We start from the raw sequence: 14,947 nt of genomic DNA, 5'->3' as shown, positions 1-14,947 counted from the left end.
AAAGTTTTTATTTCTTCTTGAGTTTTGTTTTTGAGGTCGCTTTGGCCTCTTTGGAGTCTGCTTTTGGGGCAGCTCCCTTATCGTCTACTTTAGAAATATCCGATACAGGTATGGGTTCTCCCTTGATTACATCAAGCATCTCAATCTCGAAAATGAGTACAGAGTGTGGGGGAATCTTGTTGCCGGCACCACGATCGCCATAGGCAAGAGAAGCCGGGATGTATAGCTCCGCTTTGGCACCTTTGCGCAAGAGGCAAAGCCCTTCTGTCCAACCCGGGATTACTTGTAGGGGTGAGAACTTGATAGGCTCACCGTGGCTATAAGAGCTGTCGAACTCGGTGCCATCGATAAGTCGCCCACGATAGTGTACCTGCACGGTATCTTCTACAGTGGGTTTGATACCCTTACCTTCTACCAAGATCTTGTATTGTAGACCACTCTCTGTTACCTTCACTCCCTTTTTCTTCGCATTCTCGGCAAGAAACTTTTCGCCCTCAGCCTTTCTTGCTTCAGCCTCGGCTATTTGTGCAGCTTCAAAGTAACTATTGAGCTGGTTACCGGCATCTTCGGGGGAGAGTTGTGAGTTGCCCGAGAAATATTCGGTAATAGACTTGAGTATGATTGCTTTGTCGAGGTTTTTACCTCCGGGCGCACCCTTGAGGGTCTCTTCGATAGAGCGACCCACCATAGTGCCTAAAGCATACGAGGCCTGCTCTGCAGTTACCTTTTTCCCTTCTGTAGTTGTAGCCGTCTGAGCCCAAGAGTGGGTGTGTACTGCAGCCAAAAGGAGAGCGGCAGTGGACAGCGTACGATAGAGTTTCATAGTCGTTTTATTTTGAGGAGTTACTGTTTGTCTTCGATACGAAGGAGCTGAATTGTGAAGATCAGGGTCATGTTCGGCTCGATCATTTGTCCTGCACCGCGCTCTCCATAGGCGAGTTCGGCTGGGATTACCACACGCCACTTAGAGCCTACCGGCATCATTTGGAGTATTTGCGTCCAACCGGGAATAACGGCGGTAACCGGGAAAGAAGCAGGTTCGCCCCGGCGGATAGAACTATCGAATATCGAACCATCAATAAGGGTTCCTTCGTAGTGAACCTCTACCGTATCGGTGCTCTTGGGGAGAGCGCCTTCGCCCTTCTCTAAGATCTCATATTGCAGCCCGTTGGGGAGGGTCGTTACCCCTGCTTTCTGCTTATTGATCTCTTGGAATTCCTTACCGGCTTTGAGGTTTAGTTCCTTCTTTTCGTTTTGTATTCTCTGGAAAAACTCGTTGAGTACTCCCTGAGCCTCTTCGTAGGTCATCGAGGGTTCTTTCCCTTCAAAAACCGTATTCATAGCTTCGGAGAAATCTTCCATCGAGATGCTGTGAATACCCGTGCTTCTGAAGTTATTGGCCATGCTGAGACCTAGTGCGTAGCTTACTTTATCTTTCATTGCTTTATCCTTTTAGAAAAGTCCTAGGGCTCTTATTGCCCCACAAATCTCTGCAAAGTTACCCATTCTTTGTATATGAGCAACTTGTAGCAGAGTAAAATTGTATCGATTGGTAATTCCCTATCTACAAAACCTCAAAATATTACTGCCTAAATCTTTTTTGATTCTAGGGCTAAATCAAAAATTTTTCCATCCTAAAACTCCGAGAAAATTGCCTGTGGGGGAATAAAAAAGAGGCTGACTTTGAATCCAAAATCAGCCTCTGATTGGTGTGAAAGATGGTGGTGAGCTCTCTAGGCGAATGCTCTCTTTTTATCCGAGAAGTCGCTCTTTTAGCTTTTCGGCTTGCTCTATATATTGGGAGAAGTCACGTTTGAGTTTCCCGACAAAGTCTTGCTTTATAAGGTCTTGTCGCACGGCCAAGAAATCTTCTTCTGCCGCTTTTTTTGCCTCGGGTAGGGGGAGAAGCCCAAAGCCAACAGAGCTACGCGAGGGAGATAGTTCCTTGCGACCATCCGAGAAAACACGCTTTTGCAGGAGCTGCTCTGCCGTGGGGATAGCTTGGATAAATGCGCGAAGAGAATCCTCTAGATCATCTGATAGGAGCTGACGAAGTAGCCGTAAAGCCCATTCCTTCTCCTCCTCTTGGCTTAGGGCATGTTGCTCTAGAGATTGCTTTATTTGAGAGGGAGACATACCTCCCTTAGTAACCTCTTTGCGCCATGCTAAGTAGCCCTTTTCGCTGATGGCAAAGCCCATAAGGTCAAGTACCGGAGAGGGGGATTCTGAGGGATTTATCGCTGATAACTCCTCAAGAAGTTGGGGTAAGGTCAGCGAAGCCTCCGAGTAAAGAAGTCGCCCGATATAGGCGGAGAGCAGGGCTTGGTACAGCTGGATGCCGTAGGTAATATCCCCTTCTGCAATAGCGCATCCTCCCATTAGATGGTGGTAAGATTTGCCTTCCTGGGCGAGATCTTGGGCGAGAGAGAGTTGCTTCCACCCCTGCCATACGCGGTACATGATGGCGGGTTGCCAAAGGCGGAAGACCAGACGATCGTCGGGTAGAGTAGAGGTGCGATTATCCCGTAGGGGCCACTTCTCAAAATCTCTCCAAGTACCGATGTGCCCAATCGTTACGGCAGGTTGTATTTGCATTTCCCCGCCATCGCTTGTGAGTACAGCGAAGGGAAATTCGGCAGTGTCTGGGTGGCGGTAGAATCTCCCCACCAGTTTGCTGAAAGCTCCTACGCGAGCCGGCCAAAGCATATAGGAGTCGCTAGAGCATTTTACGCCTCTCTCCATGAGTCCATGATGTATAGGGCCTAGACGGTATTGATGGTTGCTTTGGTTGGTACCGCTACCTGCATTGAAAAAGGAAAAAGCTCCCCCAATGAGTAGGGTCGAGCGATGCATGGAGACCGTATAGGGGCCGAGGAAAGCAGCCGATGCCTCTCCGTTGCTTAGGTTGCTATTGGCAAAGATGAGGGAATCATGAGCCGAAAACCCGCCATCGAGCCTACATCCCTCCCCTACATAGCAGTGATGTAGCGAGCAATTACCTAGAAGGGTATCATCCTCTACAATAAAATGCTCCGAGACGATGCTCCCTTGCATCTTTACGTTGCAGCCTATGTATCCCTCGGCGAGGTGCTGCACGCCGATAATTGTTGAGGAGTGCTCTGTTGAGATATCCTCCAAAATACCAGATTGGGCAATCAAATTATCTTTGCCAATCACGGCATATCCTCTCTCTTCTACCTCCGAAGTGGCAATCTCTACAGCCTCTTCCCATGCTTGCATCAGGGCTTTATCGGCCTTGCCAAAGACCATACAATAGGCAACGGCTGCCGGTAGATGGCGTACAATACGTAGGGCACGACCCCCCGTCTCGTCGAGTACGGAGACTTTCGTCCCTACGCCACAAGAAGAGCCCTGCCGAGCCGTGAGGGAGAAAACGTGGCTGATAATGCTGCCTTCGCCAATGCTGTAATTTGAGATTTTATTGCCAATATGCCCGATGTAGACCTCGTTGCCTATACGACAATCTTCGATGATGGCATGATATATTCCGGTTGGTCGGGAAGCAAAGTCCGGTCGGGAAGGAGTTGCCCCTAGCGTAGTCCCGAGGTGGCATTCCCCTCTAAACTCTACAAATTGGTAAGCCGTAGGGGTGAATTTTTCGGGTACAAAGATGAGACTCCAATCGGTGGCACTACAATGATTGGCCTCTAGTTGTGCAATTTCTTCTGAGGAAAGATGGCGTAGCGTGCACACTGGGGTATGATCCGAGTTGTGAGGCATGGATATGTCTTAGGATAGCGAAGATGTTAGTTGAGTTTGCCCTCTCGCTTTGAGGCGATGTACTCCAAAGCCTCTTGGCATAGGCGATCGGTGGATTGGGTCCCGTCTAAGTAGTGGAGGGTGTATCCCCGGCGTTCCATTCCTCGGAACCATGTCATTTGACGCTTTGCAAACTGACGAATGGCGATCTCTAGCCGAGCAATCATTTCTTCACGGCTTAGCTCCCCAAGGAGGTGTTGCGTGATAAAGCGGTATTCAAGTCCGTATTGGATGAGTCGCTCGGTGGGTACTCCCGAGGTAATCAATTGCTCTACTTCTTCGATAAGTCCCTCCTCAAGACGCTTCTTGAGACGCTCTCCAATGCGACGGACGCGCTCCTCTCGGGGCAGTTGTATACAGAGGATTAGAGGGGAGTTTTGAGCTTCGTTGCCCTGGGTTTTGACCGTGGCGTTCGATTTTTTCCATGGGTCTTGCTCCGGGTAGCGAGCGTAATAGGCGGCTATCTCAATAGCTCTAATGGTACGACGAACGGAGCCAATATCGGTGCGGGGAGTCCCCCCATATCTTCGTAGAATATCTTTGAGATCTTCGTGCGAGAGGTTGTAGAGTTCCTTGCGTAGTCGCTCGTTTTGTGGCGCATTGGAGAGAGAGTCGCCTCGGAGGGCAGTCTCTACATATAAGCCTGTCCCTCCCACTAGAAGGGGAGTCTTACCACGATTGAGTATGTCTTGGTATGAAGTGCGAAAGGCCGCCAGCCAATGGAAGAGATCGTACACCTCTCCGGGGTTGGCAATGTCAATCAGATGATAGGGAATGGAAGAGCCATCCTGCAGGGTATATTCGCTCAGGTCTTTTCCCGTACCTATATCCATTCGCCGATATACTTGTCGGCTATCGGCACTGATAATCTCACCAGAGAGAGCTGCTGCTATCGCTACCCCTAAAGAGGTTTTCCCCGACGCTGTGGGGCCAACCAAGGTGATAAGGTGATGGGGAACCATGGGCTGCAGCTCTCTCTTGTGATTGAGATGAATGTCTCCGGTAGACTATTCTTTGAGGATAACATCGTGTGCTCCTCCCTCTACAATAGAGGTGGAAGAGACGAGCGTTATCTTGGCATTCCGGCGAAGCTCTGCCAAATTGGAAGTGCCGCAGCTACTCATGGTGGCTTTGATCTTCATCAAGGTTTGGTCGAGATTGCCCTTCATCGGGCCGGCATAGGGCACATAACTATCCACACCTTCTTCGAATTTCATCTCTTCTTTTACATTACCGCCGGTATCATAGCGTTGCCAGTTTTGAGCACGGTTGGAACCTTCGCCCCAATACTCCTTGACTATGTTTGCACCGATCTTTAGCTTGCGAGTGGGGGACTCATCGAAGCGAGCAAAGTAGCGCCCCATCATCAAAAAGTCGGCTCCCATGGCCAATGCGAGTACCATGTGGTAGTCGTGAACGATACCTCCGTCGCTACAGATGGGAATGTAAATGCCGGTCTCTTCGTAGTACTTGTCGCGTTCGCGTGCTACCTCTATTACGGCTGTAGCCTGACCGCGGCCAATCCCTTTTTGTTCGCGAGTGATGCAGATAGAGCCTCCTCCAATACCTACTTTTACAAAGTCGGCACCTGCCTCTACTAAGTAGCGGAAGCCTTCTCCATCGACCACGTTACCTGCTCCCACTACCACGCTATCTCCATATTGTTGGCGGATCCACTTGAGGGTATCTGCCTGCCATACGGAGTAACCATCGGAGGAGTCAATACAAAGCGCATCGGCACCTGCCTCTATAAGAGCAGGAACACGCTCGCGGTAGTCGCGAGAGTTGATACCGGCTCCCACAAGGAGTGTCTTGTCTTCGGGGTGCGATAGCTCTAGAGGGTTCTCTTTGTGACTATCGTAATCTTTGCGGAAAACGAAGTAGAGGAGATTTCCCTTCTCGTCTAGGATGGGTAGGGTGTTGAGTTTGAACTTCCAGATAAGATCGTTGCACTCGCTCAATGTCATGCCCTTAGCTCCCACGTGGAGGCGCTCAATCGGGGTCATAAATTCGCTGATCTTGCGATCGAGACTATCCGTACTCAAACGATAATCTCGCCCGGTAACGATACCCAATAGCTTGCCGTGCGAAGAGCCGTCATGCGTTATCCCAATCGTAGAGTGCCCTGTTTTGTGTGTGAGGGCTACTACATCCGCCAGCGTTTGGTCAGGGCTGAGGTTGGCATCACTCGTTACAAAACCGGCCTTGAACTTCTTGACACGCCGTACCATATCGGCCTCTTCCTCAATCGTCTGCGAACCATAGATAAACGAAAGCCCCCCATTGCGAGCCAATTCGATAGCCAAGGTGTCATTGGATACCGACTGCATAATCGCCGATACGAAGGGGATATTCAGACGGATGCGCGGTGCCTCTCCTCGCTTAAAGCGCGAGAGTGGGGTTTGCAGTACAATCTTATCCGGGGTGCTCTCGGGCGTGGTAAGCCCCGGCACCAAAAGGTATTCACCAAAAGTGTGTGATACGTCTTTGAGGAAAATAGCCATACAGTGGAGTGTCGTTTTTTATTGAGGTGTAGGGATAGGTGCGCTTATTGTGATTGGAGGGGAGACTTAGCGGATGCGGCTACTGATGCGTACGAGGATCTCGTCTTTTCGTACCCCTCGGAAGGCTAGGTAGAGCAAAACGAGGGCGATAAAGGGGAGACCCAAAGCAAACTTGATACTAAAGTCCGCATCGAGAACGGCCTTGAATTGCCATGCTCGTACTGCAAAATCAATGATATAACCTATGGCGAGAAGCATGCTGAACACACACAAACGCATCTGGATTTTCCTCTTCTTAAAGAGGAAAATTGTGGCGAATGATATCATTGTGATAAGGGCGCCGAGGACAAAAAGATCCCATGTAATAAGCCCTTTGCCAATGGAGCCATCAGTGGCGTTCTTTACCCACAGGCTGTACATTTCGAAGTTTTCTGCACCCATAACACTCTGCGTGGAGAATAGTGCAAGGGGCAGGAATAGGGTTAGGGTCATAGCTACCCCCGCAAGGAGCAACCAGAGAGTTTGTATTCTTTGCCACATAATATAGAGAAGGATCCCGAAGCCGGGATAAGATTTAGTTTGAGTTATTCTTCTTTTCCTTTTTCACTTGCCAGACGGAAGTATAGCTCATCGTTGTCGTACTCGGCAGTGGCTATCAAGGTCGGTTTGGGAAGACGTTCGTAGCAGCGAGATACCTCTATCTGCTCTGCGTTTTCGTATACTTCTTCTAGGGTATCTGTGCCCTTATTGAACTCTTCTAGTTTGCTTTTTAGCTCCTCTTGCTGGTCATGCGCAATTTGATTGGCACGCTTAGCAATGACCATAACAGTCTCGTAGAGGTTCCCCGTTTTTTCTGCCATTTGGGCGGTAGAGCGGGTAATAGCTTCGTTGGGTACAGATAGTTTTTTCTTCGATTCCATTCTAGAGTCTCTATAGTTATATCGTTCTTTTTCTTTTGTTTAGGCTTCTTCTGAGAGTAGAGGCTGGATGCGTTTGTAGATGCGATCCGCCTCTTTGGTGTACTTCCCTTGGGGAAATTCGTTTACGTACGCGAAGTATCGATCAATCACATTGCGGTAGCGCTCTTGTTGTTTGGAAACTACACTGTTGATCGCTTCTTGGTAGGTAGCACGTAGGATTAGGATGTAAAAGTCTTCGCGCCACTTGCTATAAGGGTAGTCTTTGAGGGCATTATTGGCGGTTACTACTGCACTTTGGTAGTTATTCCCAAGGTACATACCCATATCGTAGTAGAGTGTTGCACTCTTTAGTTCCTTGTAAGCCAACTTGTCTTGTAGGTCGAAAAGCATGCGCTCGGCATCCTTTCTGTAGTCGCTGGTGGGGTAAAGTTCGATGAATGTTTGCAGCTCTTGGATGGCTGTGTAGGTCACATTCTGATCCAATTGAGCTTCCGGGGAGGATATGTAGAAGGCCTCTCCTGCACGGAATCTGCACTCCTCAGCCTTTGCTCCCTTGGGATAATTCGTATAGTAACGGCGAAAACTCTCTGCGGCGATGTCCCCATGCTCAAGAGCTAGCTCCGAGATCCCGAGCATATAGAGAGCCTGGGCTCCTTCGCTTGTACCCTCATAGGCGGGTACAACGTCCACTAGAAGCTCCGAAGCCTTGCTCCATTTTTTCTGATTAAAGTACTTCTTGGCATAGTCGTACTTAAGGGAGGTATCGTTGCTCTTTTGGATGCGAGCCATCTCTCCACAGCTGCTGATTAGGAGGGAGAAGAGCACTAGCCCCCCCGTTACAAGGAGCTTTACGATTTTATCTTTTGTCATGCACTCTTATATTATAGGTGTACATTCTCTTATATGCTTTGTGGTGACATGAAGACCACTTTCGAAGACGTTCCCATCTCAAGGAGAGGGATATATCCATTGAGATTACTTGGTGTACAAATATCTCAATGTGCAAAGGTACAATTTATTGTGGTAGCCCGTATAGCTTTGTTGCTGCTTTTGTGCTTAGAGGATTCTAGCCATCTCTTCCTAGGGATTGTGGGGAAGTCTATAAAATTTGCTGCCCTATTTCCCGTCCGTTTTTACCCAATAATGGGGGAGCTTGCTGCCTGTGAAATAAAAAAATATAGACCTAAAAGGAGCCGAGAGTTAGGCAGGCTTTTTTTGAGGTTTCACAAGTGAAGAAAAGAACGGAACTCGGGAGATTTTACCCCCTTCCCCGAAACCGAGAGGAGAATTACCTGATTCTCTTATCTATCCAAAATATCTACCTTTGTAAGAAATAGTGTGGGGAGGCATAGAATATCCCCAACGGATGAATGAATTTTATAGTCTATGAATAATTGGTACGAGTGTTCAGTTCGTTATGAAAAGCTAGCAGATACGGGGCTTTCTAAGCGGTCTGCCGAGAGTTATCTGGTAGATGCCATGTCTGTAACAGAGGCAGAAGCACGCCTCGTTGAGGAAATAACCCCTTTCTCCTCCACGGGAGAAATTGTAATTAGCACCATTAAACGTGCCAAAATAGCAGAGCTATTCTTGAACGATAATGACGAGGACGATAAATATTATCGTTGCAAAGTGCTCTTTATCGTACTTGATGAGAAAAACGGAGTGGAGAAGAAAACGCCCGTGACGATGATTGTGAAGGCGAGTTCGCTTGCTAATGCCGTGGCTGTGATAGAGCGAGAGATGTCGCGTACAACTCACGATTACTCCATCGCCGCTGTGGTAGAGACTAATATCATGGACGTGTTTACACTCCGAATTTAAGCCTTGCTCCTTTATCCTATCCCTTAATGGCAACAATTCAAGAACGGCTCGATCAGATTCGTCCACAGATCCCTAGCAATGCAACTCTTGTGGTTGTATCTAAGTATCATACAGTGGAGGAGATAAAAGAGGCATACGAAGCCGGAGTACGAGACTTTGGTGAGAATCGTGTGCAGGAGTTGGTGAGCAAGGTGGATAAGTTGCCGGAGGATATTCGTTGGCATCTTATAGGCTCTTTGCAACGGAATAAGGTTAAGTATATAGCTCCGTTCATTACTTCCATACAGAGTATAGAGTCGCTTGCTCTATACGATGAGGTGGAGCGACGAGCTGCTCAGCACAATCGCACGATAGATTGTCTTGTAGAAGTCTATGTCGCTCAAGAGGAGACCAAGAGTGGGGTTCCTTATGATGAGGTTGAGGCTTTTTTTGCAGCCCTGCTAGATCGGCAGGCTGAGGGGAATGCACACATTCGCCTGCGAGGCTTGATGGGGATGGCTACCCATACCGATAGCGAAGCCGAGATCCGAGCCGAGTTCGCGAAGTTGCGGGACTTGTTTTACCGCTTAAAAGAGGGAATAATGAGTCAATACCCTTGCTTTGATACCCTCTCTATGGGAATGAGTGAAGATTGGTCTATAGCCCTCAGTGAGGGGAGTAATATGGTGCGTATCGGTACCGCTATTATGGGACCACGAGCTTATTAAGAGTCCCTTGTTATGCTATAAATACAGAGAAGAAATAATTTTAGAAAGAGACGAAGATATGTTAGACTTAACTTCAAACTATGCGGGCATCGCTTTGCGCAACCCCATTGTAGTAGGTAGTTCGGGGCTTACCAATAGTGCCCAGAAAATAGAAAAATTAGTAGCTGCCGGTGCTGGTGCCGTTGTGCTCAAGTCCCTCTTTGAGGAGCAAATAGATGCACTCTCAAAGTCTATGACGAGCGAATCGGATTATCCCGAGGCTGCTGACTATATTTCCGGTTACGTAAAAGCCAATGAAATCAATAAGTATCTTGATTTTGTTCGCGACGTGAAAAAGCGTGTGAATGTACCCGTAATCGCTAGTATTAACTGCTATAAGGCCGGTGATTGGACGAACTATGCAAAGCAAATTGCAGAGACGGGAGTAGACGCTTTGGAGGTAAATATTATGCGTCTCGAGGGTAAGGTTTCGGCAGATGCTACTCACTTGGTTAATGACTATGTAGCTATCATTAAGGGAATTACAGGGGCGGTTAAAATCCCCGTACAAGTGAAATTGGCAAAAACATTCTCTTGCCTCCCTGCCATGGTAGACAAACTTCGCCTCGTGGGGGCAGCTGGTGTTACCTTGTTCAATCGTTCTTACCAAATGGATATTGACATAGAGAACGAACGTATTTCAGGTGGCGAAGTATTCACTACTGCTGTTGATCTCTCCGATACACTCCGCTATACGGGTCTTATTGCTGGTCAGATCGCCAACTTCCCTGTGTCGGCATCTACCGGTATTCACACGAGTGAAGGCGTTATTAAGGCTCTTCTCGCAGGAGCTTCTTCCGTACAGATGTGTTCTGCTCTCTATAAGAATGGTGCTCAATACATCCAAGAGGTACTCGCCGGACTTACTGCATGGATGGAGCGTAAGCAGTACAATGCTGTGCATGAGTTCCGTGGTAAGCTCAAGGCCGATCAGGGTGCTGATGCAACGCAGTACACGCGTATGCAGTTTATGAAGTATTTCACATCGCACGAATAAATACAATATTCCAGAGGAGATAGAGACGAGAGTGGTGCGCCCTAATGAGTGCCTCGCTTTCGTCTCCGCCCATCAAAAGAGGGAGATCTCCTCATTCTCTAGGAGTCTAGATCTTTCTTAATTGAGAGATATGTGGTGTTATTGAAGAAAGATATTTCCTATAAAACTAATAGATATGAATAGACGTCGTCTTACACAGATCCTATTATTAGGGCTCTTCTCCATGATGGGGCTTTCATCGTTTGCGAGCTGCCAAAGTTGCAAAAATGGGCATACGATGGAAAAAGACTCATTGGAGTGCGTGGATACCTCTGATATAACACCGGCTTTCCCCTCGCCTACAATCCCCATGACTATCCAGAACGTGGATGAGCGAGCTGCCTATTTTGTTGCTCATTTTTGGGATGAATGTGATTTTAATGACCCTGAACTCACAAAGCGTCCTGCACGAATAGAACAGTCTATGGCGAACTTTCTTGGTATTGCCACTCGCCTCCCTCTCGAGCAGGTAAAGAAGCCTATGCTTCAGCCTTTAGAGTCCTCCCGAGGGGAGCTCTTTTCCCTATTTGTCGATCTATACGAGAAGTACCTTTTTGAGCCTAATTCGCCCTTCTTCAATGAGGAGTATTACTATCCCATTGTAGAGTGGATAACCCATTCGCCTAAGGCTTCTCTCGCCCAGTTGGAACGTGCAAAGCATCGTCTCCTTCTAATGGCACGCAATAGGGTTGGTACGCCTGCCGAGCAATTCTCATTTATCCAGCCTACAGGCGAGGTGGGGCGGCTTAGTGATATGCGAGGAAAGCCTACATTGCTGTTCTTCTATTCGCCTGGTTGTCAAAGTTGTAAACGCGCTGTTGAGGAACTTCAGCAGGATGCTTTTTTCCAAAATAGAGTACAGGCAGGTCGCCTTAATATCCTATTTATAGACTCCGAAACGGACTCAGATGAATGGTCTCGTACCATTGACGAACTCCCTTCTTTTGGGATCAAGGGATTTAACAGTGATGGTAGAATTGTAAATGTTCCCCTCTACGATTTGAAGGCTAGCCCTACACTTCTTTTATTGGATGCCAAGGGAATTGTACTCCTCAAAGATCGTTCCCTTAGTGAGATTAGGGAGTCTCTTGAGGAACTCCCCTAGGGCTTTCAACTTTTGCAAAGTGCATTATTAAATAAGAAAGTACTACTTTTGTATTTAAGAATGGCGATTCTACTTGCGTTATACGTAAGGATTGAGGACGATAGGGCGGCTTATCAAATAGTTCCATGTTGCCCATTTCGAATTAACTCTTACCTTTGCGCAGGAAAACATAGTATAGAGTTGACAAGAAGAACAAAGAAAAATGCTAACAATTTGAATAGTAAAATTATGAAGGTAAAGTACTTACTGCTCTCATTGATGGGAGCTATGGCACTCTCAGCAAGTGCCCAGACTACGGCGCCGGAAAACCAACTTCCTGCTCGTAAGACAGCTTTTGATCGTTCTGGGGGGCACTGGTTTATCACTTTGCAAGGTGGTGTTAGTGCACAATTTATTGCTGGCAACGAAGCCCAAGACATCGTAAAGCGTCTCCACGTTATGCCTACCCTCTCAATCGGTAAATGGCATAATCCTTATTTTGCAACCCGTTTGCAACTTATGGCTGGTCCTACGCCTACATACTATAAGAACGCTGCTAATGATATTGTGACCAACAATACTGCAATGGCTGGTGCTTTCTTTGATTTTATGTTTGACGTAGTAAACTATTATTCTAAGTACAACGCTAAGCGTGTATTCCACCTCATTCCTTTTGCAGGGGTAGGGTACAACTTCAAGTACTACAATGACTTTAAGGATTTCTCTAGCTTCTTCTCTATGAGTGAACCTTATCGTCATTCCGTAGCTGCTAACGTTGGTGCTCAGATGGCTTTCCGTCTTGGCAAGCGTGTAGACTTCGTGCTTGAAGCTCAAGCTATTTACAATAACCTCAATATTGTAAAGAAGGATTTCGATTATGCAGACGCTAGCGCAACTTACATGCCTGTAGGTGTGAAGGCCTACAATGGGCTTCTTGGTGTAGTGACTGCCGGTCTTAACTTCAACCTCGGTAAGGTAGAATGGGAAACTATTACTCCTATGGACATGGATCTTATCAACGATCTTAATGGTCAGATCAATAGCCTCCGTGCAGAAAATGCAGAGCTTGCAAAACGTCCTGTTTCTTGCCCCGAATGCCCCGAGGTTGTAGCTCCTGAAGCAAAGGTTGTTGCTGGATTAAGCGAAAAAGCTATCACCTTCAAGTTTGACTCTGATAAGCTAACTCCTAACCAGGAAATCGTACTTTACGAAATCGCTAAGTTCGTGAAGGAAAGCAATCAACCCATCACTGTAATCGGTTTTGCTGACGTAACGGGTAATGCAAATTACAACCTTGCTCTCTCTGAACGTCGTGCTAAGGCTGTTGCAAACATCCTTACTACTAAGTATGATGTTCCTTCGGACATGATCAATGTAGAATGGCAGGGTGAGACTGAACAGTTCGATACTCGTGCTTGGAACCGCGTAGTTATTGTTCGTTCAAAGTAATAAATCACTAACCAGAAAATTAGAAGAATAGATATGAAAGCTAAAGTATTAATGCTCGCCCTCATGGGTAGCTTCGCACTGTCTCTTGGTGCACAAGCTCAGCAGGAAGTAGCAACTCCCAATAAATCTGGTCACAAGACTGTATTCAATCGTGATAGAGGTTGTGATCACTGGTTCCTCGAAATTCAGGGTGGTGTTGGGATGCTTCCTTTTGGTGAAGCCAACAATAAGGCTTCTCTCACAGATCGTATTTATCCCATCGTTCAGCTTGGTCTAGGCCAATGGCATGAGCCTTGGTTCGCTACTCGTGTACAGCTCGGAGGCTGGAATATGAAGGGTTTTGTTATGGATGCTGCTGGTACAAATCAAGCATACAATAACCTCTTCGCAGTAGCTCACTACGACTTCATGTTTGATGTTGTAAACTACTTTGCAAAGTACAATGCTAAGCGTGTATTCCACCTTGTACCTTACGTAGGTCTTGGTGCTGGTTACAAGCATCATACTACTACTGGTGGTGCCTTCGGCGATGTTTTCGACGCTACTAAGCGTGTTGCTGGTGCTACAACTAACGACTTCGGTGGTGTAGTAGATGCCGGTGTTATCTTCAAGTTCCGTCTTGGTCGTCGTGTAGACCTCAACCTCGAAGCTCAAATGTTGGCAACAAAGACTAACATGATGGGTACTTCTTGGAAGAAGCAAGGTGCTGACCTTATGGCATTCGCTACAGCAGGTCTTGGCTTCAACCTCGGTAAGCCTGAGTGGGATGTTCTTACTCCTATGGATTGGGCTCTCGTAAATGATCTCAATGGTCAGATCAATAACCTCCGTGCAGAAAATGCAGAGCTCGCTAAGCGTCCTGCTTACTGCCCCGAATGCCCCGAGGTTGAACCTTCTCAGACTACAGAAGTGAAGACTGTTGTAAGCAATGTTGTTTACTTCCGCATTGCTAGCGCTAAGATCGATCAGAATCAGTACATCAATATCTACAACACTGCTAGATATGCTCTTGAAAACAATAGCAAGATCTACGTTGTAGGTTATGCTGATGAGGCTACGGGTAACCCTAGCATCAACATGACACTCTCTGAACGTCGTGCTAAGGCTGTAGCTAAGGCTCTTGTAGAAAAGTATGGCGTATCTGAAGATATGATCGAAGTTGACTTCAAGGGTGACACTGTACAACCTTACGAAACCAACGAGTGGAACCGTGTAGTTATCATGACTGCTGAGTAAAACTCCTCTGATAGATTACTCTATCATCACCTAATATAGGGTGCGTCTCAAGTAGGCGCACCCTTTTTTCTTATCTCTTCTACCTTAGTGAATAAAAAATTCTACCTTTGTGCCGAGGTGTTTTTTGCACCTCATATTAGGCGAGAACTCTGGATATAAAAGAGCTCTTGTTGAGAGGAAATGTTAGATATCTCGTCTGATGTACATTAAATAAAGGAGGAGAGACTACTATCAAGACAGCTTGTAACTCTAGGCGGAGCTCTACTGCAAGGAATGAGTAGGTCGTAGGAGATAGCTTTCGAGATCGTTTGCAACTAGAGTATTGGAAAGAGCCTACTTCTTAGAGGATTGTATCCACCTATTGATAG

At 47.1% G+C, this 14,947-nt stretch carries 14 protein-coding genes; 6 read left to right on the top strand and 8 right to left on the bottom strand.

Annotated features, from left to right (window positions below; all coding sequences use genetic code 11):
* Positions 1 to 7: 7 nt before the first annotated feature.
* The 8 genes from ACTTHR_RS02420 to ACTTHR_RS02385 form a co-directional block, all read right to left on the bottom strand.
* The gene (locus ACTTHR_RS02420) at positions 8 to 823 is read right to left on the bottom strand and encodes an FKBP-type peptidyl-prolyl cis-trans isomerase (protein WP_442605056.1); all 816 of its coding nucleotides are present in this window, start codon (positions 821 to 823) and stop codon (positions 8 to 10) included.
* A 20-nt stretch (positions 824 to 843) separates the two neighbouring features.
* Positions 844 to 1,440, bottom strand: a complete 597-nt coding sequence (locus ACTTHR_RS02415) for an FKBP-type peptidyl-prolyl cis-trans isomerase (RefSeq protein ID WP_311140491.1) — start codon at positions 1,438 to 1,440, stop codon at positions 844 to 846.
* 312 nt (positions 1,441 to 1,752) lie between these two features.
* Complete coding sequence (locus ACTTHR_RS02410; protein WP_442605055.1) at positions 1,753 to 3,741, bottom strand: DUF4954 family protein; 1,989 nt, start codon at positions 3,739 to 3,741, stop codon at positions 1,753 to 1,755.
* Between the two features lie 26 nt (positions 3,742 to 3,767).
* Positions 3,768 to 4,742 (bottom strand): tRNA (adenosine(37)-N6)-dimethylallyltransferase MiaA, encoded by a 975-nt coding sequence (gene miaA, locus ACTTHR_RS02405; protein WP_442605054.1) that lies wholly within the window; start codon positions 4,740 to 4,742, stop codon positions 3,768 to 3,770.
* Between the two features lie 45 nt (positions 4,743 to 4,787).
* Positions 4,788 to 6,284: an IMP dehydrogenase gene (locus ACTTHR_RS02400; RefSeq protein ID WP_442605053.1), complete on the bottom strand. Its 1,497-nt coding sequence runs from the start codon at positions 6,282 to 6,284 to the stop codon at positions 4,788 to 4,790.
* A 66-nt stretch (positions 6,285 to 6,350) separates the two neighbouring features.
* A complete protein-coding gene (locus ACTTHR_RS02395) occupies positions 6,351 to 6,824 on the bottom strand; it encodes a DUF4293 domain-containing protein (RefSeq protein WP_004332932.1) in 474 nt (157 codons plus the stop codon).
* Between the two features lie 44 nt (positions 6,825 to 6,868).
* Positions 6,869 to 7,204, bottom strand: coding sequence for a DNA-directed RNA polymerase subunit omega (locus ACTTHR_RS02390; RefSeq protein WP_281676720.1), 336 nt, complete (start codon positions 7,202 to 7,204; stop codon positions 6,869 to 6,871).
* A gap of 39 nt (positions 7,205 to 7,243) precedes the next feature.
* On the bottom strand, positions 7,244 to 8,074 hold the full coding sequence (locus tag ACTTHR_RS02385; protein WP_442605052.1) for an outer membrane protein assembly factor BamD: 831 nt from the start codon (positions 8,072 to 8,074) through the stop codon (positions 7,244 to 7,246).
* A gap of 516 nt (positions 8,075 to 8,590) precedes the next feature.
* Here ACTTHR_RS02385 and ACTTHR_RS02380 point away from each other — a divergent pair.
* From ACTTHR_RS02380 to ACTTHR_RS02355, 6 genes are all read left to right on the top strand, one after another.
* The gene (locus tag ACTTHR_RS02380; RefSeq protein WP_004332793.1) at positions 8,591 to 9,028 is read left to right on the top strand and encodes a DUF4494 domain-containing protein; all 438 of its coding nucleotides are present in this window, start codon (positions 8,591 to 8,593) and stop codon (positions 9,026 to 9,028) included.
* A gap of 26 nt (positions 9,029 to 9,054) precedes the next feature.
* Entirely contained in the window at positions 9,055 to 9,735 is a 681-nt protein-coding gene (locus ACTTHR_RS02375) for a YggS family pyridoxal phosphate-dependent enzyme (RefSeq protein WP_442605051.1), read from the top strand.
* Positions 9,736 to 9,793: 58 nt separating this feature from the next.
* Entirely contained in the window at positions 9,794 to 10,771 is a 978-nt protein-coding gene (locus ACTTHR_RS02370) for a dihydroorotate dehydrogenase-like protein (protein ID WP_004332807.1), read from the top strand.
* 175 nt (positions 10,772 to 10,946) lie between these two features.
* The gene (locus ACTTHR_RS02365; RefSeq protein WP_442605050.1) at positions 10,947 to 11,915 is read left to right on the top strand and encodes a DUF5106 domain-containing protein; all 969 of its coding nucleotides are present in this window, start codon (positions 10,947 to 10,949) and stop codon (positions 11,913 to 11,915) included.
* Between the two features lie 228 nt (positions 11,916 to 12,143).
* Positions 12,144 to 13,343: an OmpA family protein gene (locus ACTTHR_RS02360; RefSeq protein WP_442605099.1), complete on the top strand. Its 1,200-nt coding sequence runs from the start codon at positions 12,144 to 12,146 to the stop codon at positions 13,341 to 13,343.
* A gap of 33 nt (positions 13,344 to 13,376) precedes the next feature.
* Complete coding sequence (locus ACTTHR_RS02355) at positions 13,377 to 14,579, top strand: OmpA family protein (protein ID WP_424777088.1); 1,203 nt, start codon at positions 13,377 to 13,379, stop codon at positions 14,577 to 14,579.
* The last annotated feature ends 368 nt before the right edge of the window (positions 14,580 to 14,947 follow it).

It is taken from the genome of Porphyromonas endodontalis (assembly GCF_052173515.1).
In the GTDB taxonomy this organism is placed as follows: Bacteria; Bacteroidota; Bacteroidia; order Bacteroidales; family Porphyromonadaceae; genus Porphyromonas; species Porphyromonas endodontalis_A.
Note: the sequence above shows the minus strand (reverse complement) of the source record. Positions and strands in the feature narration are given on the sequence as shown.

Coding starts and splice junctions, on each gene's coding strand:
- ACTTHR_RS02420 (WP_442605056.1), bottom strand. CDS start 823: ATGAAACTCTATCGTACGCTGTCCACTGCCGCTCTCCTTTTGGCTGCA.
- ACTTHR_RS02415 (WP_311140491.1), bottom strand. CDS start 1,440: ATGAAAGATAAAGTAAGCTACGCACTAGGTCTCAGCATGGCCAATAAC.
- ACTTHR_RS02410 (WP_442605055.1), bottom strand. CDS start 3,741: ATGCCTCACAACTCGGATCATACCCCAGTGTGCACGCTACGCCATCTT.
- miaA (WP_442605054.1), bottom strand. CDS start 4,742: ATGGTTCCCCATCACCTTATCACCTTGGTTGGCCCCACAGCGTCGGGG.
- ACTTHR_RS02400 (WP_442605053.1), bottom strand. CDS start 6,284: ATGGCTATTTTCCTCAAAGACGTATCACACACTTTTGGTGAATACCTT.
- ACTTHR_RS02395 (WP_004332932.1), bottom strand. CDS start 6,824: ATGTGGCAAAGAATACAAACTCTCTGGTTGCTCCTTGCGGGGGTAGCT.
- ACTTHR_RS02390 (WP_281676720.1), bottom strand. CDS start 7,204: ATGGAATCGAAGAAAAAACTATCTGTACCCAACGAAGCTATTACCCGC.
- ACTTHR_RS02385 (WP_442605052.1), bottom strand. CDS start 8,074: ATGACAAAAGATAAAATCGTAAAGCTCCTTGTAACGGGGGGGCTAGTG.
- ACTTHR_RS02380 (WP_004332793.1), top strand. CDS start 8,591: ATGAATAATTGGTACGAGTGTTCAGTTCGTTATGAAAAGCTAGCAGAT.
- ACTTHR_RS02375 (WP_442605051.1), top strand. CDS start 9,055: ATGGCAACAATTCAAGAACGGCTCGATCAGATTCGTCCACAGATCCCT.
- ACTTHR_RS02370 (WP_004332807.1), top strand. CDS start 9,794: ATGTTAGACTTAACTTCAAACTATGCGGGCATCGCTTTGCGCAACCCC.
- ACTTHR_RS02365 (WP_442605050.1), top strand. CDS start 10,947: ATGAATAGACGTCGTCTTACACAGATCCTATTATTAGGGCTCTTCTCC.
- ACTTHR_RS02360 (WP_442605099.1), top strand. CDS start 12,144: ATGAAGGTAAAGTACTTACTGCTCTCATTGATGGGAGCTATGGCACTC.
- ACTTHR_RS02355 (WP_424777088.1), top strand. CDS start 13,377: ATGAAAGCTAAAGTATTAATGCTCGCCCTCATGGGTAGCTTCGCACTG.